This is a genomic window from Natronosalvus sp. KLKA75 (genome assembly GCF_059736265.1).
Genome location: NZ_CM185522.1, coordinates 1067326 through 1087882, shown reverse-complemented (window position 1 = coordinate 1087882; position 20557 = coordinate 1067326). Strand labels below are relative to the sequence as shown.

At 64.2% G+C, this 20557-nt stretch carries 23 protein-coding genes and 1 tRNA gene; 6 read left to right on the top strand and 18 right to left on the bottom strand.

The genetic code is table 11. The features are described 5' to 3' along the window. Positions 1 to 19: 19 nt before the first annotated feature. The 5 genes from AC6I65_RS05260 to AC6I65_RS05240 all read right to left on the bottom strand — a co-directional run bounded on the left by AC6I65_RS05260 (position 20) and on the right by AC6I65_RS05240 (position 3761). Entirely contained in the window at positions 20 to 718 is a 699-nt protein-coding gene (locus AC6I65_RS05260; protein ID WP_497903001.1) for an MBL fold metallo-hydrolase, read from the bottom strand. Between the two features lie 75 nt (positions 719 to 793). Further along, the gene (locus AC6I65_RS05255) at positions 794 to 1798 is read right to left on the bottom strand and encodes a D-2-hydroxyacid dehydrogenase (protein WP_497903000.1); all 1005 of its coding nucleotides are present in this window, start codon (positions 1796 to 1798) and stop codon (positions 794 to 796) included. A 56-nt stretch (positions 1799 to 1854) separates the two neighbouring features. After that, the gene (locus AC6I65_RS05250) at positions 1855 to 2655 is read right to left on the bottom strand and encodes an enoyl-CoA hydratase/isomerase family protein (RefSeq protein WP_497902999.1); all 801 of its coding nucleotides are present in this window, start codon (positions 2653 to 2655) and stop codon (positions 1855 to 1857) included. 244 nt (positions 2656 to 2899) lie between these two features. Continuing rightward, positions 2900 to 2981 (bottom strand) — tRNA-Ser (locus AC6I65_RS05245). A 30-nt stretch (positions 2982 to 3011) separates the two neighbouring features. Then, on the bottom strand, positions 3012 to 3761 hold the full coding sequence (locus tag AC6I65_RS05240) for a hypothetical protein (RefSeq protein WP_497902998.1): 750 nt from the start codon (positions 3759 to 3761) through the stop codon (positions 3012 to 3014). Between the two features lie 78 nt (positions 3762 to 3839). Here AC6I65_RS05240 and AC6I65_RS05235 point away from each other — a divergent pair, with 78 nt between their 5' ends. Beyond that, positions 3840 to 4055, top strand: coding sequence for a hypothetical protein (locus tag AC6I65_RS05235; RefSeq protein ID WP_497902997.1), 216 nt, complete (start codon positions 3840 to 3842; stop codon positions 4053 to 4055). 74 nt (positions 4056 to 4129) lie between these two features. On the opposite strand, the gene AC6I65_RS05230 is transcribed toward AC6I65_RS05235, so the two are convergent. From AC6I65_RS05230 to AC6I65_RS05220, 3 genes are all read right to left on the bottom strand, one after another. Beyond that, positions 4130 to 4594 (bottom strand): ester cyclase, encoded by a 465-nt coding sequence (locus AC6I65_RS05230; protein ID WP_497902996.1) that lies wholly within the window; start codon positions 4592 to 4594, stop codon positions 4130 to 4132. Positions 4595 to 4675: 81 nt separating this feature from the next. Further along, entirely contained in the window at positions 4676 to 5857 is a 1182-nt protein-coding gene (locus AC6I65_RS05225) for a redox-regulated ATPase YchF (RefSeq protein WP_497902995.1), read from the bottom strand. Positions 5858 to 5933: 76 nt separating this feature from the next. Then, positions 5934 to 6665, bottom strand: coding sequence for a GNAT family N-acetyltransferase (locus AC6I65_RS05220; RefSeq protein WP_497902994.1), 732 nt, complete (start codon positions 6663 to 6665; stop codon positions 5934 to 5936). Between the two features lie 194 nt (positions 6666 to 6859). Here AC6I65_RS05220 and AC6I65_RS05215 point away from each other — a divergent pair, with 194 nt between their 5' ends. After that, positions 6860 to 7300, top strand: a complete 441-nt coding sequence (locus AC6I65_RS05215) for a hypothetical protein (RefSeq protein ID WP_497902993.1) — start codon at positions 6860 to 6862, stop codon at positions 7298 to 7300. 129 nt (positions 7301 to 7429) lie between these two features. On the opposite strand, the gene AC6I65_RS05210 is transcribed toward AC6I65_RS05215, so the two are convergent. The 5 genes from AC6I65_RS05210 to AC6I65_RS05190 all read right to left on the bottom strand — a co-directional run bounded on the left by AC6I65_RS05210 (position 7430) and on the right by AC6I65_RS05190 (position 13021). Beyond that, positions 7430 to 7786 carry a DUF8055 family protein gene (locus AC6I65_RS05210; RefSeq protein ID WP_497902992.1) on the bottom strand — a complete coding sequence of 119 codons (357 nt, stop codon included), beginning with the start codon at positions 7784 to 7786 and terminating at the stop codon, positions 7430 to 7432. Between the two features lie 4 nt (positions 7787 to 7790). Continuing rightward, entirely contained in the window at positions 7791 to 9467 is a 1677-nt protein-coding gene (locus AC6I65_RS05205) for an NAD(P)-binding protein (protein ID WP_497902991.1), read from the bottom strand. Continuing rightward, positions 9464 to 11059, bottom strand: coding sequence for an electron transfer flavoprotein subunit alpha/FixB family protein (locus AC6I65_RS05200; protein WP_497902990.1), 1596 nt, complete (start codon positions 11057 to 11059; stop codon positions 9464 to 9466). Before AC6I65_RS05200 ends, AC6I65_RS05205 begins: the two co-directional genes overlap by 4 nt. Before the next feature lie 2 nt (positions 11060 to 11061). Further along, on the bottom strand, positions 11062 to 11925 hold the full coding sequence (locus AC6I65_RS05195; protein WP_497902989.1) for an electron transfer flavoprotein subunit beta/FixA family protein: 864 nt from the start codon (positions 11923 to 11925) through the stop codon (positions 11062 to 11064). Positions 11926 to 12166: 241 nt separating this feature from the next. After that, positions 12167 to 13021, bottom strand: coding sequence for a polymer-forming cytoskeletal protein (locus AC6I65_RS05190; RefSeq protein ID WP_497902988.1), 855 nt, complete (start codon positions 13019 to 13021; stop codon positions 12167 to 12169). Between the two features lie 122 nt (positions 13022 to 13143). On the opposite strand from AC6I65_RS05190, the gene AC6I65_RS05185 reads away from it, so the two are divergent. Continuing rightward, positions 13144 to 14682, top strand: coding sequence for an outer membrane protein assembly factor BamB family protein (locus AC6I65_RS05185; RefSeq protein ID WP_497902987.1), 1539 nt, complete (start codon positions 13144 to 13146; stop codon positions 14680 to 14682). A 133-nt stretch (positions 14683 to 14815) separates the two neighbouring features. Further along, positions 14816 to 15010, top strand: a complete 195-nt coding sequence (locus tag AC6I65_RS05180; RefSeq protein ID WP_497902986.1) for a DUF5800 family protein — start codon at positions 14816 to 14818, stop codon at positions 15008 to 15010. Between the two features lie 39 nt (positions 15011 to 15049). On the opposite strand, the gene AC6I65_RS05175 is transcribed toward AC6I65_RS05180, so the two are convergent. The 3 genes from AC6I65_RS05175 to AC6I65_RS05165 form a co-directional block, all read right to left on the bottom strand. After that, positions 15050 to 15631, bottom strand: coding sequence for an NUDIX domain-containing protein (locus tag AC6I65_RS05175; protein WP_497902985.1), 582 nt, complete (start codon positions 15629 to 15631; stop codon positions 15050 to 15052). A 196-nt stretch (positions 15632 to 15827) separates the two neighbouring features. Further along, positions 15828 to 16121: a HalOD1 output domain-containing protein gene (locus tag AC6I65_RS05170; RefSeq protein ID WP_497902984.1), complete on the bottom strand. Its 294-nt coding sequence runs from the start codon at positions 16119 to 16121 to the stop codon at positions 15828 to 15830. Beyond that, the gene (locus AC6I65_RS05165) at positions 16118 to 16447 is read right to left on the bottom strand and encodes a DUF7344 domain-containing protein (RefSeq protein WP_497903165.1); all 330 of its coding nucleotides are present in this window, start codon (positions 16445 to 16447) and stop codon (positions 16118 to 16120) included. The genes AC6I65_RS05170 and AC6I65_RS05165 overlap by 4 nt, the downstream gene beginning before the upstream one ends. A 963-nt stretch (positions 16448 to 17410) precedes the next feature. Here AC6I65_RS05165 and AC6I65_RS05160 point away from each other — a divergent pair. Further along, entirely contained in the window at positions 17411 to 18079 is a 669-nt protein-coding gene (locus AC6I65_RS05160) for a helix-turn-helix domain-containing protein (protein WP_497902983.1), read from the top strand. 345 nt (positions 18080 to 18424) lie between these two features. Here AC6I65_RS05160 and nucS read toward each other — a convergent pair whose 3' ends face one another. Further along, the gene (gene nucS / locus AC6I65_RS05155) at positions 18425 to 19186 is read right to left on the bottom strand and encodes an endonuclease NucS (protein ID WP_497902982.1); all 762 of its coding nucleotides are present in this window, start codon (positions 19184 to 19186) and stop codon (positions 18425 to 18427) included. Positions 19187 to 19334: 148 nt separating this feature from the next. Here nucS and AC6I65_RS05150 point away from each other — a divergent pair, with 148 nt between their 5' ends. Further along, positions 19335 to 19931 (top strand): hypothetical protein, encoded by a 597-nt coding sequence (locus AC6I65_RS05150; protein ID WP_497902981.1) that lies wholly within the window; start codon positions 19335 to 19337, stop codon positions 19929 to 19931. Positions 19932 to 19981: 50 nt separating this feature from the next. On the opposite strand, the gene AC6I65_RS05145 is transcribed toward AC6I65_RS05150, so the two are convergent. After that, entirely contained in the window at positions 19982 to 20461 is a 480-nt protein-coding gene (locus AC6I65_RS05145; RefSeq protein WP_497903164.1) for a DUF7984 family protein, read from the bottom strand. Between the last annotated feature and the right edge of the window lie 96 nt (positions 20462 to 20557).

Sequence of the window (20557 nt, the reverse complement as noted above, 5' to 3'; positions counted from 1 at the left end):
GGTCACGCGGACGGGACGATCACTCGTCCAGGACGACCGGGACGCCTCGCCTCGCCACGTCGAGCACGAACGCGTCGGCGTCGGTCTCGAGCGCCTCGAACGTGTCGTAGTGGATCGGGAGGACGAGGTCGGGACGGATCGTCTCGGCGAGGTCGGCGACGTCGTGGCGATCCATCGTGTAACTGCCGCCGATCGGCGGGAGCAAGAGGTCGACGTCCAGTCGCTCGTGGACCGAGAGGACGTCGGTGTCGCCCGGCCAGAACGCACAGATGCCGTCGATCGTCACGCCGAAGCCACAGCCCTCGCCCTCGGGGTGGTAGGGCGAGCCATCGTCGCGGGTGTACGGACCGTTCGGCTCGTTGTACGCGGGCGTCGTGAAGAGGTCGAGCGGGCCGAGGACGAACGACTCGTCCTCCCGGACTCGTTCGGCCTCGTAGGGGAGGGCCTCGGGTTGTTCGTCGACCCGGTCGATCTCGTCGGCGTCGACGGCCTCGTGAACCACGACGATGGCGTCCTCGTGCGCGACGCGCCGGATGCCGTCGGGGTCGTAGTGATGGTCGTGGCTCACGAGAACCAGGTCGCCGTCCTGCGGCTCGAGGTCGTCCAGCACGCCGTACCGGCCGGGGTCGAGGTAGACGACGGTGCCGGTCTCGCCCTCGAGGCGGACGGTCGCGTAGCCGAGCCAGTCGATGCAAAGCGAGTCGAAGGTGACGGTCATAGCGGCCTTTCGGCCAGCGAGCCGAAAAGGGTTGTCGCTGCGGTCGACACCGACGTCCCGGTTCCGACCGTTCGGCTACGACCGGGGCAGCACCTGGTTCTCGAGCCCCTCGTACGACCCTGACTCGAGCACGCGTTCGACGTTCCCGGCGACGATGTCCGCCAGGCGGTCGTAGTACTTCGGCGTGTGCCCCGAGTTGTGTGGGGTGATCTGGACGTTCTCGAGCGTCCACAGCGGGTGATCTTCCGGCAGGGGTTCGGGATCCGTGACGTCCAGCGAGGCCCCGCGGATGCCGTTGCGCCGGAGCGCCGAGACGAGCGCGTCGGTGTCGATGACCGGGCCGCGGGCGACGTTGATCACGACCGCGTTCGGCGGGAGGGTGTCGAACGCCGCCGCGTCGACCAGCCCCCGGGTCTCGTCGGTGAGCGGACACGCCAACACGAGGTAGTCGGTTCGAGAGAGCGCGTCGTGGAAATCGTCCGCGTCGAAGCCGTAAATTTCGTCCGCCGGGCCGTCCTTCTTCGGCGTGTAGCGGACGCCCTGGATGTCGACGCCGAACGGCTCGAGTCGCTCACAGACGGATCGACCGATCGCACCGAGGCCGACGACCGTCACCGTCGAGCCCTGCAACTCGTGGGCCTGGTAGTGGCGCCACTCCCGGCGGCGCTGACGGCGGGACGCAACGTGGAACCGGCGGGTGAACCAGAGGATCGCCCCTAGAACGTGTTCGCCGATGTTGGGGCCGTGGACACCCGACGCGTTCGTCACCGTAACGCCCATCTCCTCGAGGGTCTCGAGGGGCAGGTGGCCGGTGCCCGCGTAGGCACAGGCGAACAACTCTAGGTTCTCGGCGTGCTCGAGCAGCGACTCGTCGATCGTCATCCCGGTGACGATCTCGGCATTCCGGATCGCCTCCCGTTCTTCGGCTGGCGTGCTGGCGACGGTAATCTCGACGTCCGGGTTCGACACGCGTTCTCGTAGCGCGTTCGCGTACTCTCTGATGGGGGTTCCGTGCGTTCCCTTGCAGAGGACAAGTATCGAGAGGTCCTCGCCGCTCCAACCGCTGTCCGTCTCGGTCATATCGCTACCCTCACGTCGATTCCTCTTGAACCTGTGGTCGGTCTGGGCTACCTCGATCACTCTCCCCTGAACGTCGGCGACTCCTTCTCGAGAAACCCGCGCAAGCCCGCCGCGTAGTCGGCCGTCGACGCCAGGTCGGTAATTCGTTCCTGTTCCTCCTCGAGGTGGGCCTCCAGCCCGTTCGTCGAGGAGGCCGAAAACAGGCGCTTGATCTCCGCGTAGGCCTTCGTCGGACCGCTCGCGAGTTCCGAGGCGACGGCCTCGAGGCGGTCGTCGAACTGCTCGGAGGCGACGGCTTCGGTCGCCAGTCCCAGTTCGACGGCCTCCTCGGCGTCGATTGGCTCATCCAGGAACGCGATCCGCTGGGCCGTCCGCCGACCGACGAGTCGCGGCAAGAACCACGTCGCCCCGCCGTCGCCCGAGAGGCCGATCTTCGGGTAGGCGTACTCGAACCGGGCGTCCCCGGCGGCGAGGACGACGTCACCCGCGAGGGCGAGTCCGAGTCCGCCGCCGGCGACGACGCCGTTGACGCCCGTCACGACCGGTTTCGGCGCCGAGACGAGCGTCGAGACGGTTTCGTGAAGGGGCGTCGCGATGGCCTCGAGGCGCTCGGCGTCCGTCTCGTCGCCCTCGAACGTCGAGAGGTCCGCTCCCGTGTTGAATACGGCACCGGTACCGGTGAGCACGAGACACCGGACCGCGTCGTCTTCCGCTGCCTGTGTCACCGTCTCGGCGAGCGTTCGGGCGACCGTCGCGTCCATCGCGTTGTGACGCTCCGGTCTGTCGACGGTGATCGTCGCGATTCCGTCGTCGTGCTCGAGTCGAATGGCGTCCGTGTCAGTGTCTGTCCCGGTCATACGCGTCTCGAGGCTCGAGACCGAGAAAAAGGTGGGTGATCGCCGTGGCGCACGTGGACGATTCGCTGGTTTCGGCAGTCGACAGCAATCCTCGAGTTGGTCACACTATACCATTTGTAGTAATATCGAGCGAGCGCTCGCTCACGATGCTCGCTGTGCGCGACCTCCCTGATTCAAATCCCAACGTTCGTGTTTTCCTATTTGCGGCCCTCCTCGCTACGCTCGTCGGTTGTTCAAAGGAAAACGGTGAGGATGGGATTTGAACCCATGAGGCTTGCGCCACCTGCTTTCAAGGCAGGCGCGTTGGGCCGCTCTGCCACCTCACCTCGAGCCGCACGTCGTCCTTTCCGACCGAATCAAAAAGCGTTGTCGGTCTCGAGGACCGAAAGGATCCGCTCCGGCGCGACTCGCCCCGCCAGCCGGCGGGCTCGAGCCTCGGCAGCCGTCCCGACGAGTCCCCGAGGATCCGTCACCGTCGGCACCCGCGGCGCGAATCCGACCCCCAGGTCGGCGTCGTTCGCTCGAGTCGTCAGCGTCGACACCGCCGGCTCCGCGAAGGCGTCCGTGAAGTTGATCGGTTCCGTGAACGCCGCCAGGTACACGTCCCCGCCCTGGGAGGGGCCGAGGACGACCTCGTTGCGACGCAGCGACATCGCCACGCCGTCGATCTCCGTCCGCCCGACGAGGGGTGCCGTCGGCTCGAGCACCCCGACGCTCTGGACTTCCTCGCGCTCGAGGAGGTGCGTTACCGTGTTGCCGACGCGAGCGGCCCGATTCGAACCAACCTGGCGCTCGAATCGGACGGCTTCGGCGCCGTCAGCGTCTCCGGCGTCACCGTCGAGGCTCTCGAGATCCCCGAGAGCCTCGAGTACCATCGCCCGAACGGCCGCCTCGGGGTCGTCGACGGCCATGTCGTCGGGCAGAGTCTCCTCGTCGCGGTAGTTGATCAGCAGGTCGCCACCGCTCGAGGCGACGGCGTCCACGACGTCGGCGACCATCGCCCGGTAGTACTCTGGCCAGTCTGCGGACGCGAACGAGTCGTGCTCGAGCAGCGAGTCGGGAGCCAGCGCCTCGTGGGGCGGGTCGACGGGAACGACGACGATCATACCCGAAACGGGGGCCGCCGCGGCCTTGAAGCCGTCGAAGCCTCAACCTATATACGGCTCTCGAGCGTCGTGTCGGGCATGCATCGCGTCGTCTCCGGTCTCGGAGTTCCGCTCGTGACCGCCGGCCTGGTTGCGGCCGCCCTCTGGACCGTCGTTGACACCTACGTCGTCCAATCGTACACCGAGTACCTGCTGCCGACGGCTGGCGCCCTCGTCGTCGCTTTCGCGTTCGTCTTCGCGTTGTTCGTCCTGGGCGCGCGGTCGGATCGGTGGCTCAGCAGCCCGTACTGGTGAAACAGAACTGAGGGACGGGTACACACTCGAGCACTACCTGACCCGAGACGCGCAAAAATCGAACGTTGGGACACTCACACCGGCGTCGGCTCGAGATCCTCTGGCGAGGAGACGATGCCGAGTTGTCGAAGGGCATCCAGGCTGTCCGACTCCTCCCAGCGCTCGACGATCATCCCGTCCTCGAGTCGCATGAAGACCATGTTCGATCCCTCGAGCCGCTCGCCCGTGGGGTCGAATCCGGCGAACCGCCCCTCGTGCGTGCCCGCAAACGTGAATCGAACGGCGACCGTGTCGCCCTCGGCGACCATGTCCTCGATCGTCACCGTCGCGCCATCGAACGCCTCGTGAGCGGCCTCGACGTGGCGGACGAATCCCTCGAACCCCCTTGCCTGCTCGGGCGTGAGCGTCTCGTCCGAGACCGGGTCGTGGTTGACGACGTTCTCGGCAATTAGCTCCTCGAGCAGGTCGGTTCGACCCTCGTTGAAAGCTATTTCGTAGTACCGGCGAACGATCTCCTTGTTCTCTGCTGCAGTGTTCATAGCTAGCTCACCACACGATATAGGACTCGAGCGCGTATAACGTGCGTCTCAGGGTTTTCTACGGGTCACGTCGTCGACCGGTCAGGACGCCGTCGAGACGATCTTGATCACGTCGCCCTCCTCGAGTTCGTAGCTGTCGCTGATCTCCCTCGAGCTGCGAGCGTCGACCGCGTGGAGGTAGCCGTCGCCGATGTCCGAGTGGACGGCGTACGCCAGATCGACCGGCGTCGACCCCTGCGCCAGGAGGAAGGCGTCGGGGAGCACGTTCCCGCTCCCGTCGGACCACTTCGCCGCGTCCTGGACGGGGTAGGCGGTGAGGTGTGCGAGCAACTCGTAGACCGCGTAGTCCAGCGCGCCCTGGACGCCGGTGCCGTCCCAGCGGGCCATCGTCTCCTGGAGCCCCTCGAGGGCCTCGCGCTGGGCGTCGCTGACGTCGCCGGTGATCTCGAAGTCGGCGTCGCCCGGGTCGTAGTCGATCAGTCCGCCCTCGGCGGCGTTCCGGAGGGCTCGCTCGCCCTCGGCCGACGTCGGAATCACGGGTTTGTCGAGGTCGAGTAGCCGGTCGACGTTCTCCTCGGGCGCGACGTCGATCTTGTTCGCCGCGACGACGATCGGCTTGGTCCGCTGGCGGATCTCGGTCGCCAGCGCCTCGTGGTCGTCGTCGGTCCACTGGATCGGGTCAGCGGGGTACTCGAGTTCGCGCAGAATCCGGGCGATGTCGGTGGGTGAGGCGCCGAAGCCCGACATCATGTCCCCCAGCACCTCGTCGAGGTCGAAGTCGGGCGAGCGAGACTTGCGCTCGACGCCCTCCCAGTTGCGCTCGACGATGCCGGCGAGCCACATGTCCATCTCCGTCTCGACGAAGTCGATGTCCTCGAGCGGGTCGTGGCTCCCGATGTCGACGGGTTCGCCCTTCTCGTTGGTCCCGCCGGAGGCGTCGATCACGTTGACGATCACGTCCGCGTTGGTGAGTTCGTCGAGGAACTGGTTGCCAAGTCCCTTCCCCTCATGGGCGCCGGGTACGAGTCCTGCGACGTCCAGCAGTTCGATCGGGACATAGCGCTTGCCGTCGTGGCAGTTCTCGTTCCCGCAACGTTCCTCGCGCTCGAGACAGGGGCACTCGGTGCGGACGTAGCTGACCCCGCGGTTGGCGTCGATCGTGGTGAACGGGTAGTTCGCGACGTCGACGCCGGCCATCGTCGCCGCAGTGTAGAACGTGGACTTGCCGGCGTTGGGCTTCCCGGCAAGCGCTATCGAGAGCATACCGTCCGTTGCCGGGATCGGGAAAACTGTCTTTCGGTTCTCGGAGTTCGCTCGAGCCGTCCAAACGAAAGCGGCGTTACAGTTCGAGGGCCATCATCACTTCGTCGACGTACTCGCCCTCGAGCTTGTAGTGATCCTCGCGAATCGCTTCGACCTCCCAGCCGTGTCTCTCGAGGAAGGCGATGGCGTCCTCGTTGCTCGAGGGGACGCTGTTGTACACTTTCTCGTAGGCATTGCTGCCGGCCCACTCGAGCCCGCGCGAGAGGAGGTGTGAGCCGATCCCGTTCCCGCGATACTCCTCGATGACGCCGACCGTGAGTTCGGCCGTGTGGCTCAGTTTCTCGAGTTCGGGCGCGTGGAGGTGGACCCAGCCAACGACCTCGTCGCCGACGGTCGCGACGAAGAACATCCTGGACTCGAGTTCGTTGTGCCGGAGCAAGGCGTTCTGGTGGTCGACCTCGTCGGCGACGCTCTCGGCGACGATGTAGGTTCGCTCCTCGGCGACCTGCCGAATCGCGCCGACGATTCCCGCGAGGTCGTCCTGGCGGGCCGGGCGAATGTGGAACTCGAGGTCGTCGCTCTGGTACTCCTCTTCGGCACCCGCATCGATCGCTACCTGCAGGCGACCGTTGCGGTCCTCGAGCCGGCCGTCGCGTTTGAGGATGGCGACGTGGTGGCGGAAACCGCCGGGATCGATCCGGAGGCGCTCCTGAGCGTCGTCGGGGTCGACCGCCCCGTGGCGTTCGACGTACTCGTAGATTCGTTTGCGGTCCTCGTGCCCGAATTCGATCTCTTCGGCGAACGTCATGGCATGCTATAACGCACCAGTATACTTAACCGTTGTTCACAGTGACCGCGCCGTCGGGTGGGCGCCTACTTCAAAGCACAAACTATACACCCCGAACGGTTTCTCCCCCGACTCGAATCCTCGAGTGCGCCAGTTGGTCGAACCGACGGATTGATAACCCGTTCGTGAGAGACCGATACGAGCGCAAACGACGAATGAACGGAATCGATCTACTGGTTGCTGTAATCGCCCTCCCGATAACGGTACTGCTCGGCCTGGTCGCCCACGAGTGGGCCCACGCCCTGGTGCTTCGACTCGCCGGCATCGACTACGACGTCGTGTACTTTCCCGACCGACGCGACGGCGTCCTCGCCGCCCTGGCGAGCTGTCCCTGGGCGGCCGTGCACCCGCGGCCGACCGGGGACGAACCCCCCTGGCAGCTTCGGACCGCGGCAATGATCCCATTCGTGCTCGCGGTGCCCGCGCTGGTCCTCGCAACCGCGTTTCCAAGTTCGCATCCGGCCGTCGCCGCCGTCCTCGTCGGCTGGCTAGCGTGTTCGATTCCTTCCCCGCAGGACTTCTCCGTGGCGTTTTACGCCCACCGCGTGCTCGAGGAGACGGCTGAATCGGCGACGGTCGTCACCCAATCGCCGTAACGGACGGGGAGCGAACCGCATCTCTGGCAGTTGTCCGTTTCCAACGATCCCAGACCCGATAGTGGAGCGTGGGTCGGCCTCCTGACTCCGCTACAGGTGGCTTCACGCTCGATTCGAGCGGTGGCGCCCTTACCGCTCTGGAACCCGCGTCAACAACTGTGCCGTATCGAAAACATTTCGCGTCTCGAGCAACACTTCTGCGGCTTCGCGAACGGTGAACTCGGCCTCGAGTTCGACGCCGTGACAGCGGGCGTATAGCTCGAGCCAGCCGTTCATCGACGTCCGCAGGGCAGCCAACTCCGGTTCCGAAAACGGGACCATTCGGCCACCCGTTCGCGCCTCGACGTAGAGCCAGATCGCCTGTCCGGCCCCGTCCCGAAGGTACTGCCGTCCGTCTGAGACCGTGGCAGCCGCCGGATCGAACGCCTCGCGGTCGCGCTCGGCCCGGCGCTCGAGGGCGGCGATCCGGGGACCGTACCGGCTCATTTAGCTACCCCTGCCGGAACTCGACGCCCTTCCCGCCGCGGGGGTGTTCCCACTCGGTGTCGGCGACGATGGCACAGGTGCCACACTCGACACAGGGTTGGGTGTCGAGACTGACGACCGTCTCCTCGCCGCCGTTGGTTTTGACGGTTTCCGAGCGGTAACAGCCCCCGCCGAAGTCCTCGGCGCTGACCGGGCAGGCGTAGACGGCGGCGCCGCTCGCCTCGACAGAGTTGTCGCGCAAGCGGATGTGTGGATTGCCGACGTCAGTGTCGTAGGTCAGATCGCCGATGCGCTCTTCCAGCGTCGGCGGTTCGACCTCATTGTCCCAGTGGATCGTCCGCCCCTGCTTTTCCCCGATGATCGACGGCAGGGTGGTGTAGCCCGTCTCCGTGTCGGGGAGCATCCCGACGAGGGTCGGGGAGTTGTACGCCCTCTCGAGTAGCCGATTCGAGAGTCGATTCCCGACGGCGGCAGAGCCGACCGGCGAGTCGAGGACGCCTTCGATCGCCCGCGTCACGAGGCCGTGCTCGCCGACGGGGCTCGTCATCTCGTAGCGTCGCGGACGGAGTTTGCCCATCGTGCCCGACTGCTCGAGCATCGTGGTGTACCGTCGCCCGGCCGACTCGGCGTCGGCGTTTCCGCGGGTGACCGCGTGGGCGTCCGCCGCGAGCGCACCCGCGGTCACCGCGTGGTTCATCCCCTTGATGATCGGCCCCTGGGCCTGCATCTGGCCGCCCGCGTCGCCGACGAGCACGAGGCGGTCGCTGTAGGGCTCGCGGTTGGCAACCTTCTTCGAGTCGGGGACGAGTTTCGCGCCGTACTCGAGTTCGACGTACTCCTCGTCGAGCCACTGGGCGAGCAGTGGGTGCGTGAGCAGGGCGTCGAGCAATTCGTGCGGCTCCGCCTGCTCGGCCACGAGGCTGTCCAGGTGGAAGACGGTCCCGATCGAGAGGGTGTCCTCGTTAGTGTAGAGGAAGCCGCCGCCGCGGACGTCGTCGAAGAGGTCGCCCGAGAAGAGGTGGGCGACGCCCTCGCCCTCCTCGATGTCGAAGCGGTCGTTGATGACTTCGGGGTCCATCTCGACGACCGCCTTGACGCCCTGGAACCACTCGTCGGACTCCTCCCAGTCCATCAGGCCAGCGTCGCGTGCCAGTTCGGAGTTGACCCCGTCGGCGGCGACGATGAAGTCAGCCGTGATGGGATCGAGTTCGTCGCAGGTGACGCCCACGATCTCGCCGTTTTCCCGCAGGAGGCCGTTGACGCGTACGTCGGTCAACAACCCGCCCCCGGTTTCGCTCGTCAGTTCGTGGACCCGGTCCTCGAGCCAGCCGTCCATTCGACGTCGGAGGACGGCGTCACACCACTCGGTGTCGTGCTCGTGGAGGTCGGTCAGGTCGTAGGACTTGACCTTCCGGCCGGCGATGTTGTGGATCTCGTAGTCGGTGATCGGCCGTTCGGACGCTTCCTCCCGGAAGTTCGGGAAGAAGTCGTCGATCGTGTACGGCGCGGACTCCTCGGCGTAGATGAGACCGCCCGAGACGTTCTTCGAGCCAGCCTCGACTCCCCGCTCCAGGACGAGCGTTTCGATGCCGTGCTGAGCCAGTCGCGCCGCCGCGGCCGCCCCGCCGGGGCCACAGCCGACGACGACGGCTTCGTAGTGTTCGTAGTCGCTCTCTGTCATTTGCTTTCACCTCCGTCGGCAGCGGCCTCCATGGGTAACTCCCCGGACTTCACCGCCTCGGTGAGCCGCGGCAGCACGTCGAAGAGGTCGCCCTCGATGAAGTAGTCGCTGAAGTCCCTGATCGTCGCCTCCGGATCGGTGTTGATGGCGACAATGGTGTCCGACTCGTCCATGCCGACCTTGTGCTGGACCGCTCCGGAGACGCCAGCGGCGATGTACAGCGGCGGTGCGACGACCTGCCCCGTCTCGCCGATCTGACGCTCTTCCTTCGAGTACTGCTCGACGTGGCCCTCGAACTGGTAGGACGAAGTGACGATGCCCCGGGTGATTCCAAGGGCGGCGTCCTCGAAGGCGTCGGCCAACTCGAGGCCGAGTTCCATCCCGAGAGTTGGGTCGTCGCTGATACCGCGTCCGAGACAGACGACGACCTCGTGACCCGTGAGGTCGACGCCACCCTCGAGCGTGTCGTGTTCGGTAATCTCGACGCTGAACCACTCGTCCTCGAGGTCCATCTCGTGTTCGACGACGAGCCCATCGCGGTCGTAGTCGGGCTCGGGGACGTCGAACGTCCCCGGAATCACGGACGCACCTTGCGGGTGGAAGTCCCGGTCGGGGTTGTCCAGACAGAGGATGGTCGAGTACTCGAAGCCCGAGAAGTCCGGGCGCTTCATGTGGAGCACGCGCTCGAACGTCTTCTTGACGCCGGGCTCGCCGGTCTTGACCGGGTTCGAAATCTTCTCGGGTTCGATGAAGAGGTCCGAACAGTCCGAGGCCAGCCCCGAGTCGAGTTCGCCCTGGACGAGCGCCGAGAGGTCCCGCCCGTTGTTCGTCGCCGGGTAGAGAGCGTAGCGCGGTTCGTCGTAGTCGCGCCAGTCGGTGCTCTCCTCGCTCCCCTGCCCACGGGCCATGTGCGCTGTGATCCGGGTGAAGGGCGTGTGCAGGAACCGCTCGAGGCGGTCGTCCTCGTAGTAGACGGCGACGTCGGCCCCGTAGGCGATGGTCTCCTCGGCCAGGTCCCGACAGTCGTCGCCCATGAGGAAGGCGACGACGTTCTCTTCCTCGTACTCCTCGGCGTAGTCGTCCATCAGTTCGCGGGCTTTCCCGAGCATCTCCTTCGAGACGTCGAGCAGTTCGCCCTGCTGGGTCTCACAGAACACCCACATGTCGCGGTAGGTGCCGCCCTGGAGCGCGCGGACGTGCTTTTTGTCTCGGGTTGGGTGGGAGAGTCCGTCGTCTTCTTCCTCTTCGTCTTCCGATTCTTCTGCTTCGTCGGCTTCCTCCTCGGCATCCGCTTCGTCCACGGCCTCAGTCGTCTCCTCAGAATCCGACTCGGTCTCTACTTCCTCGCCTTCGGCGTCCTCGCCAACATCCTCCCGCGTCTCCTCGTACTCGCCCTCGGTCTCGTCGTCGGTTTCGGTCCCGGCGTCCTCGCCGAGTACCTCGAGCCGTCGCTCGATCACTTCGCGGGCCGTCTTCCGGTTCTGCCCGGTCTGTTCGGCCTCGAGGACCGACTGGACCGTCTCGAGGTCGTCGACCGCGTCCAGTTCGTCGCGTAGTTCGTCTACCGTGTGCTCGTCCGGATCCAGTGTCATGATCAGTCACCCGTCGCAAACGGCTGCAGTTCTTCGAGAACCTGTCCCATCCCGTCGTCGTCGCCCGGATCGACCATCGTGGCCTCCCGCTCGGAGGGTGCTTTCGGAATCGGGTCGACCGAGGAGACGATGGTGGGCGAGCCGTCCAGCCCGATGTAGTCCGGATCGAGGTTGAGATCCTGGTGGTTCCAGGTCGTCAGTTCCTCCTCGTGATCGGCCACCCGCTCCTGGGTCTCGGCGCGGAGTCGCTTGTGCTCGAGGCGGTGGGCTGCCTTCCGGTAGGTCGGCTCGAACTCCGGATCGGCGATGACGACACACGGCAGGGGCGCCTCGACCGTCTCGATCTCGTCGACGTCGCCCTCGACGAGACGCTTCGCTCGCAGCATTCCCTCGTCGGGGTCGATGTCCAGCGCCAGGACGTGCGTGACGATCGGCCAGTCGAGACACCAGGTCGTCTGTGGACCGGTGTGACCCGTCTCCCCGTCGGCCGTCTTGAAGCCCGCGAACACCAGGTCGACGTCCGCGATCGCCTCCTGGTACTTCTCGATCCCCGCCGAGAGCGTGATCGCGGTCGCCCACGTGTCCGACGCCGCGAGTTCGCGATCCGAGAGCAGGATGCTGTCGTCGGCGTACACCGACCCCATCGCTTCCTCCAGGACGCTCGCGTAACTCGGCGGCCCCATACTCATCCCGGTGACGTGGCCGCCGTGTCGAACTTTCGTCTGCAGGGCGGCCTGGAGCGCGAAGTAGTCGTTCGGGTTCATCACTGTCGGCGTCTTCCCCCGCTCGAGGTGGCCGTCCTCGTCGAAGGAGACGGCCCCCTCCGAGAAGTCCGGGACGCCTTTCGTCAGCACTACCGATCGCATACTCGCCTCCACTCACGTGGTATGTTTGTTCGTATCATGCCTAGTACGTTCCATCACAACAGGTGTTATTAAGAATGGTGGTGAAATCCGCTGACGTGGCGGTTTTTTTCGACCCACGAGCCGTTTTTTCCGACGGACGCGGCGGTAGCACGCGCTCGAGGCGTCACACTATGGTCGTCAGAACGATCACACGACGGTCGCCAGACCGGGATTCGCGAGCCATCGATGCCACTTGAGCGCGCTACTCGAGGTCGCGCTCCGTCGTCCGCATCGTGATCTCGCCGCTGGCCCGAATCGAACCGTCGACCTCCGCGCCGGGACCGAGTTCGAGGTCCGAACAGGAGACGTCACCCAGCACGCGAACGTTGGGACCGAGCGCGACGGCGCCGTCTCGCGTCGTCACGTCGCCGTGAATACGGGTTCCCTCGCCGACCGCGATGTCGCCTCGAGCCCGGAGGCTGCCGAAGACGTTGCCGTCAGTACCAACGGAAATCGTCTCCGCGCGGACGTTCCCGTGAAGTCGACAGTCGTCGCCGATCCGGGCTGGCGTCGAGACCCGCCAGGCGTCGTCGCTGACGGTCGCGTTCCGCGGGATGACGAGCGGCTCGGTTTCGGGTTCGGCGTCGTCGTCGACGACCTCGGAGATGAGTTGCTGGGCGGCGTCCTCCTCGCCGATCAGGAGGAGGTGTTTGAGGTACATGAACAGGAAGATGATCGTCGGCATCGGGTTGCGGATAACGATCCAGCCGTTGGCCTCGAAGCCCTCCTCGATGTCGACGTCGTCGCCGATGTCGAGGTCGCCCGCGACCTTGAGTTCGCCGCCGACGTGGACGCGTTCACCGAGGTAGGCGTCCTCGCCGACGAGGACGTTGTCGGCCACTTCACACCACATGTCGAGCCGACAGTCACCCTCGGCTTCGATCGATCCGCCGAACTCGGCACCCTCGCCGGCGAGGACGTTTCGTCCGCGAACGCCGAACTCGACCGTCGACCGACCGCCGACGAGTACGTCGCCGCCGGTTACGAGGTCGTGCTCCTCGGCTTCCGTCCCAGTCGGCACGACGAGTTCGTCGAGCGGATCGCTACTGAACGCCACACTCTGAGCAAATGTGACCCCCGGGTAATAAACCCCGCGCGAGCGTCTGACGTGCGGCAGACGAGTCCTCGATTCGTCACCGGGCCAGTAGATTTTTGCCCGTAATCTGAAATGTACGTGCCATGGAGACGCCACTTTCTCGTCGTTCGTACGTGGCACTAGCGGGTGCGACCGGCCTGTCGGCTTTCGGCGGGTGCGCAGAAACCAACGCTCGACCCGAAAGCGGCCGGGACGCTGGTTCTGACGGCGAAGGCGAAGTAGAAGACGGGAACTCCGAGACCAACTCGAACGCGTTGGACGACGCCGCATCGACGTTCGCCGACGGTTGGTCGACGTTTCGAGGCGACGCGGCGAGGACCGGCGTCAGGCCCGGCGAGGCGGGCCCAGGCGATTCGGTTTCGGTCTCCTGGGAACTGACGACAGCGGCCCTCGTCGCCGATCTGGAGGGGATCGACGCACCGAGCGAGACGAGCGCTCCGAGGTCAATCGCCACGTCCTCACCGATCCTGACCGTAGAACACGTCGTCTGGACGGTCGCGTACGACTTCGATCCCGAAACGGGCGATCGTGAGGGCACTATTCGCCTGCTCGCGGCAACTCGAGGCGGCGGGGAGATCGCCTGGTCGCAGGAAGCGGGAAAGGAAGACGAGGTCAGTTACTTCCGCCACGCCCCGGCAATCGACGGCAGCGCGCTGTACGTACCCTTCTCGAGTGAGGGCGACATCGGAATCGCCGTGTTCGACCCGATGACTGGCGAGCAATGGGATCGGTTCGAGTTCGGCCTGTCCCCCACCGCCGGTCACCCGCTCGTAGTCGACGGCACGATTTACGTCCGCGACGGCGGAGATCGTCGGGGAAAACTCCGGGCATTCGACGCCGAGACCGGGCGGTCACTGTGGTCCGTCGAATGTGCCCACCCCGACGCGGCCCGACCCGGGCTCACCGCGACCGAAGGCACGATCCAGTACTTTTCGCGGGCCAATCCCGACGAGTGCGAGTACGTCGCTCGAGCGCGGTCGGACGGCGCCGAACGGTGGCGAGCGCCAATCGACCTCCCGGCCTCTCGCGTCCTGAGGCCGGGTTCGCCGACCGTTCTCTCGTCGCCGACGGTCGTCGGCGGCTCAGCCTACGCGAGCGGGACGCTCGACGCGATGCTCCAGCGAGATACCGCACCGCTCGTCTCGTTCGACCCGGAGACCGGGGAAGAGCGCTGGCAGTACGAACCGTCAGGCCTCGAGAGCGATGACGATCCGACAGTGGGGCCAAACACTCCCCAGAAAGTAATCGACCAGCTACCGCCGTTCGCCGCGATATACGGATACCCGGTGATCGTCGACGGCCTCGCGGTGGTAACGGGCTACGGAGACCCGGCCGATGGATCGAACGAAAACGGAAGCGAGACCGGGAGTTACGTGTTCGCCGTCGATACCGACGACGGATCGCTCGCGTGGACGCTCGCGATCGATGCGCCGTCGTTCTCCCCCGTCGCGGCCGGCAACGTCGTTTACGTGTCCACCGACGAAGGCGTGGTCGCCGTTTCCACGAGTGGGGAACGTCTCGACTCGGCCTCGATCGGATTGCCCGTCGTCGGCCAATCGCCCGCCATAGGTGGCGGCACGCTGTTCGTGCCAACGATAGAGGGACTGGTAGCCCTCGAGTGAGTCGAAACCGGCCACGTTGGGCCTCGATCCGCGGTTTCAAGAAACGATATCGAGAAGCGGACCAGCGTACTCGGCCCTCGGCCGTGATTCGCGGTTCGCATCTTTTTTGCTCGCGCGTCGCTTCGATGGCGGCATGACCACGCTCGCGTTCGACGATGCTGGCGTCGACGTCGTCTACGAAGGAACCAAGTTTCGCCTCGAGCGCGCCCTCATCGAGGAAGCCGTCGGGAAACCCTACCCCGACGTGACCGACCACGAGGTGTTGCAGATGGTGGCCGAACAGCCGAACCTGCAGGGCGAACCGCGGCGAATCGCCGACATCATCTGAACCCAATTAGCGCGAAGCGTTCAACCACATCTCGATCCGTCAGCGGGAGGCATGCGACTGCAGCTCGAGCGCCGACCTGGCCTCCCGCAGAAGCCAGGGCAGACTCTCGTCACCGAACCGATCCACGTGTGACTCCCGGAGGACGGACGCCGAGGATTCGAACTCGTCAGGGGTGAAAAAGCGGGCGTCCGTCGCGTCCGACCCGGCCTCGAGCGTCCCGCTCGTCTTCGACCGGGGGACGGCGTACTCGACGTTGACCATGTGCTGGTCCGGAACCGGCTCTCCCGCTTCGTCGTGGACGTAGACTAGATCGTCGGGGTCGACGACGAGCCCGGTTTCCTCCTCGAGTTCGCGGGCAACGCCCTCCCGCATCGACTCGCCGAGTTCGATTCGACCGGACGGCAGTTTCCACTCTCCGGTGGCGCGAAAGTCCTCGACCAGGAGCAGGGCGTCGCCGTCGATGACGACGGCGCTCCCGCCCGGCGTGGGGTTGTAGAAGACGTAGTCGTCGCACGACTCGCAGCGGTAGACCATCGGCGTCTCGACCCTCGAATGCATCGGCGAATCGACGCCCTCGACCGGCGACCCGCAGTAGGGGCAGTACGACGGAGGTTGATTCATGGCAATACGTGTCATTCTGTAGCATTGTAATGCTTCCGTCGGATCGTTTGTGATGAATTACTCGACCTGGGTTATTCTGTGTTGATTTTTGCGATTACAACTACTGAGATGTTCTGCACCCTCGGATCAAAAATCACGGCAGTGGCCGTCTATCCGACACTGCCCCCAGAGCCCGTTCTGGACCAGCCTCGGCCACTTATTCGACTGATCGGCCCGTGACGCGAATCTCGACCCCGCCATTCCCCCAGAGTTCGACCTTAACCCCGTCGGTGCCGAACGTCACGGTCGTTCTCGACGGTGCGTCGTGGCGAAAGAGGGAATTGAGCGCGTCAGCGTCTATGTCTTCGTAGAGGACGAAATCCGCTCGCAAGAGGTCTTCCCCCTTATAGTCCTCGATGGCGTCGAGCACCGCTTCGGTCAACGAGCGATCCTGATCAGGGGTGAACCATTCCCGTGTCTGGCTCGTTTGCCTGGGCTTGTCTTGCGTCATGTGCTACTCACTCCTCCATGGCAGTTGGTGGAACCGGACTCGGAGAAGCGCCCCGCTATCTGTTCGAGTTGCGAGTGACCGTGATATCGGACCGTTTTGGTCCGCCTGTTGTAGTCAACGAGTCCAGCGTCGTCCAGTTTGGGGAGTGCAGCGTGGTGGAGCCGGATTGCAACCTGCGTCTCGTCTGCGTGGTCACGTCGGGCGAGCGCAATTGCAAGGTCATCGACGGTGGCGTGGTCTTCGGACGCATTTTTGAAGTACTCGATGACAAAACGAGAGTGCCGATTGGCGAGCGCGAGGAGGAGCGTATCTCTTCTGGGAATCATTGGCGAGGAGTCGGTTTCCGTGAACATGGTGTACTTAACTCTGAAGTGACCGCTCCAGGTGAGACTTCATTTTGGTTATACAACTTCTTTATATAGCATCGAGTCCAGGTCTTCAACACAGTGAGGGGATTACCGAGGATTCTCCGTGTCCCCCGCTGAAGTCGAAAGGCAGTTTGCCTGCTGTGAGGTCCCGGTTGCTGCTTGTGCGTACGTGTTGTGAGTGGATGGTTCACCGGGTTCGGCGTGAAACAAACGAAGTCGTCGTGCTGAATGGACCCTCTGTATACTGCACGACGCTTCTGACAACGATTCGGTAATTAGTCGAGTCTCTACAAGATACAGAGCACGAATGATGCACGACATTTGGCTCAATCTGCGAAGACGGTGATCGCTCAGTACAGATAATAGACGTAACGCCAGTTCAGAAGAATAGAGAGTCTGCCCTGTAACCCAGATAATCACACCAAGGATAAGTTACTGTAGCCTGTGGTGAAACCATGAACTATTCTGTAGAACATGAGTATCCGTTTCTATCCCCTCAAGCAACTATCGAATGTACCGACTGTCAAAGTGAGGATGGGAAAGTGACTAAAGTAACATATGAGACTGGGAAGATCTATTGGGCATTCGTTTGCGAGGACTGCATCAGAGAGTACGTTATGAGTTCGAATATTGCTGAAATCGACCGTGTACGGCTATCGTGAGATTTGGTCTGTAAGCGTTCGTATGTAGTGATTGGTCTCTTCCTGAAACGGCGAAATAAATGGGCTGGCCGTACTGCATACACCCTTTGAGTCGCTCATGTCGTTTTTGAAAGGAGCCAGGCAATTCATTTGGTATGTGCAGAACTCAGGGCGCGTAGTTAGCACGGCGAGAGCGATCGAAGCGGATTGACGGAGTCCTTCGTCCCCTCCACATTGTTCCATGGAAGAGTTTTACAATCAGTGTGACATCGTCCGAGTCATGGCGACTGAGGCGACCTATATCGTTCCATCCGATCAGTTTCCCCTCGGCACCGTCTTCGCACAACTCCCGGACGTGACGGTCGAACTGGAGCGACTGATTCCGTCACAGGACGTGGTGATCCCCTACTTCTGGGTGCGAGGAACGGAAGTTGAGGACATCGAGGCCGCGTTTGATGCCCATTCGGGCGTGAGGGACATCCAGCTCGTTGATTCCGTCGATGGCGAGTATCTCCTGCGTGTCGAGTGGTCGCTCGAGTACGACGACGTGCTGAGCGTGCTGACCGAGACCGGCGTTCCGCTCATCAAAGCGACCGGCACGAACCAGCAGTGGACGTTCGACATTCGCGGGGACACGCGAAGCGATCTTGCAACCTTTCAATCTCGCTGTCGAGAGTTAGACATCCCGGTCACGCTGACGAAACTGCACGCCCTGACGCCGGTCGAAACCGAAACCGAGTCAGCACTCACTGACAAACAACAAGACACACTGGTACTCGCCTACGAGCGTGGGTACTTCGAATCCCCGCGCGAAGTGACGATGGAAGAACTCGGTAACGAACTCGGCATCTCTCAGCAGGCCATCGCATCTCGGCTCCGCCGGGGGATGAAACACATCCTCGAGAGCACCCTCCCCGAAACGATGGAGTCCAACCGACGACCCGTTTAAAAATACATTGTATACCCAAAAGCAGTACTGACGGCATTACCTGTCGAAGAAGGAATAACTCATGCCCAATGGAAAGAGCAAACGGACAGCCGTCACGTGTCTCAATTGCGGATCTGCCTATGCTGCGAAGCAATGGCCTGACGGCACGGCACAACCGATCGGGGCGAGAAACGGTTGTCAATGCGGGTCAACCGAATTTCAGGCCGTCGAAAAGACGAGTACTACGGGATTCCGTGAGAACTGAATTGACGGACGAGTGGGCTACTGAGCAAGTCTTTCACACAAAACCGTCTCTGGGGACTGGGTTGCAACAGTGACCTGGTATTCGCTATCGGTGTAACCGAATCAGTCCGCCGTCGGCTCGAGCGCGACGAACTCGAGGCCGTGTTGCTCGAGGAGCCGCCCTGCCCGACCGGTTACCGAGGGCGCGACGAGTATCCCCCGCAACTCGGCCTCGGTGTGGAGGTCGCGAGAGAGGGCGTCGACGTACCGGCGGAGCTGTCCGACGGCGTCCGGGCCGACGCGCCGCCGCTTGAGTTCGACGACCACCGTGCGTCCCGCGTCGTCTTCCCCGTAGATGTCCACGGCCCCGGCGGGCGTCTCGCGCTCGGTCGCCAGCGGCGTGAATCCGGGCTCGAGCAGGGCGGGATCCTCGAGGATGCGATCACGGAGGTCGGCCTCGGTGCCGATCACGGCGACGGAGTCGGGGTCGGACATCGCGAACGTCGACACCTGGAGGACGTCCTCGACGGTGACGACGAGTTCCTCCGCGGGCGTCGAGCGCGTACTGTGGAGGACGAGCGCGTCGTCTACGACCTGGACGGCGTGCTCACAACCCGGCGGCTGCCAGTTGATCGGCTGCTGGCCCTCCGCGGTATGAACGAGTGCGGCGCCATCGGGCTTGAGCATGACGTGACGATCGCCGGCCTCGAGTCGGCTGGCCGCCCGGCCCTCGTAGTCGACCGTACAGCGCCCGAAGACGGTCACGAGGGCGTCGTCCTCGAGGCCCCGCTGGACGGCGTCTCGAGCGGTCGCGAGGGAGGGAGACTCGAGGCTGGTGACGGGGGATCGTCGCGTCACGGAGTGGGGGTCGCTGTCGGTCGTCATGGCGAGGTCGGTGGCTCGGACAGGTGCTTTCGAGGGGGAGAGCGCACGTGTCGATCCAGGACTCGAACGAGTAAAAACCGCCCGGAACGGGGCTCCGTCTCGCGATAGCCAAGGCTTATTGGCGGCCAGGCCTCGAAACTAAGGCACGATGGATGCTGCCCCCAATCGACGACGGGTCCTCCAGGCGACCGGCGTAGCCGGTCTCGCCTCGCTGGCCGGTTGCAGTCAGCTTCGCTCCCAGGACGACTCACCGGCGGACGGCAACGAGACGAACGACACCGGCGACTCGAACGACACCGAGTACTCGAACAAGGAGCCGACGATCGACCCAGAAGACGGCATCGCCGCGGTCGTCGAACCGAGCGAGGAGGGGCAGGCCGAACTCGCCGCCCTCCGGCAGGAACTCGGGACGAAGATACAGGACGACGAGATCAGCCAGCAGGAAGCCCAGGCCCAGTTGCAACAACGACAGCTGGAACTCACGATCGAAGCCGTCACCGAGTTCGAATCGTACGTCGCAGACGCCGAGGGGCTCTCCGTCGCCGGCAGCATCGGCGAGTACGGGCTGATCCTGCTCGAGGGCGACGACGGCCCGCTCGTCGCCACGCTCGAGGACGATGCCGTCAGCGCGCTCTTGCCTGGCGGTCGGTTCGCAGAGGTGCAGAGCCAGCAGGTACAGCAAGGTCAACAGGGTCAGCAAGATCAGCAGGACCAACAAGAGAACTCGTCCGAAAACTCGTCCTGATAGCGTTCTGAACGCGTTTATCGTCGTAGACCGAGCGTAGCGATACGCGTCTATCGCACGCTGAACGGACTCTCGCGCTCCACCCACGGCCAACCCGGTAGTCGCTCCTGAAAGCCGGCCGCGAGCGCCGCCTCGAGGTCGTCGACGCCCGCATTTTCGTCGCCACCGTGGTGGTGGACGTCCGCGTAGTGGAACGTGGCCTCCCCGAGTGTCCGGAGCGGTTGTGTTCCGGCGATCGCGCCCGCGAGTTCTCGGCCGACGATTTCGTCGAGAACGAATCCCGGGTAGTCGCCCTCGACGTCGAGTTCCCTGAGGACGGCGATCATGCCGGCAACGTTGACCGCGAGGTCGCCGTCGGCGAAGACGTCGTCGACTGCCTCGAGGTACTGCGCCTCGGTGACGGGCTCGACATCGGTGTCGAAGAGGTCGCTAAAATCGTCTCGAACGGCGTTGATGAGCGAGACGACGGTCTCCGCGCGATCCCGTACCCAGTCGCGCTCGGCGACGACGCGCTCCGGTGTCAACGTCAGCGTGTCCATACCGACCCTACGGACTCGAGTGTCGTGGGTGTTCGGGCGGTCGGGGCGACGGGTCGAACCGCCCGGGTTGCGAAGACTTTTATACTA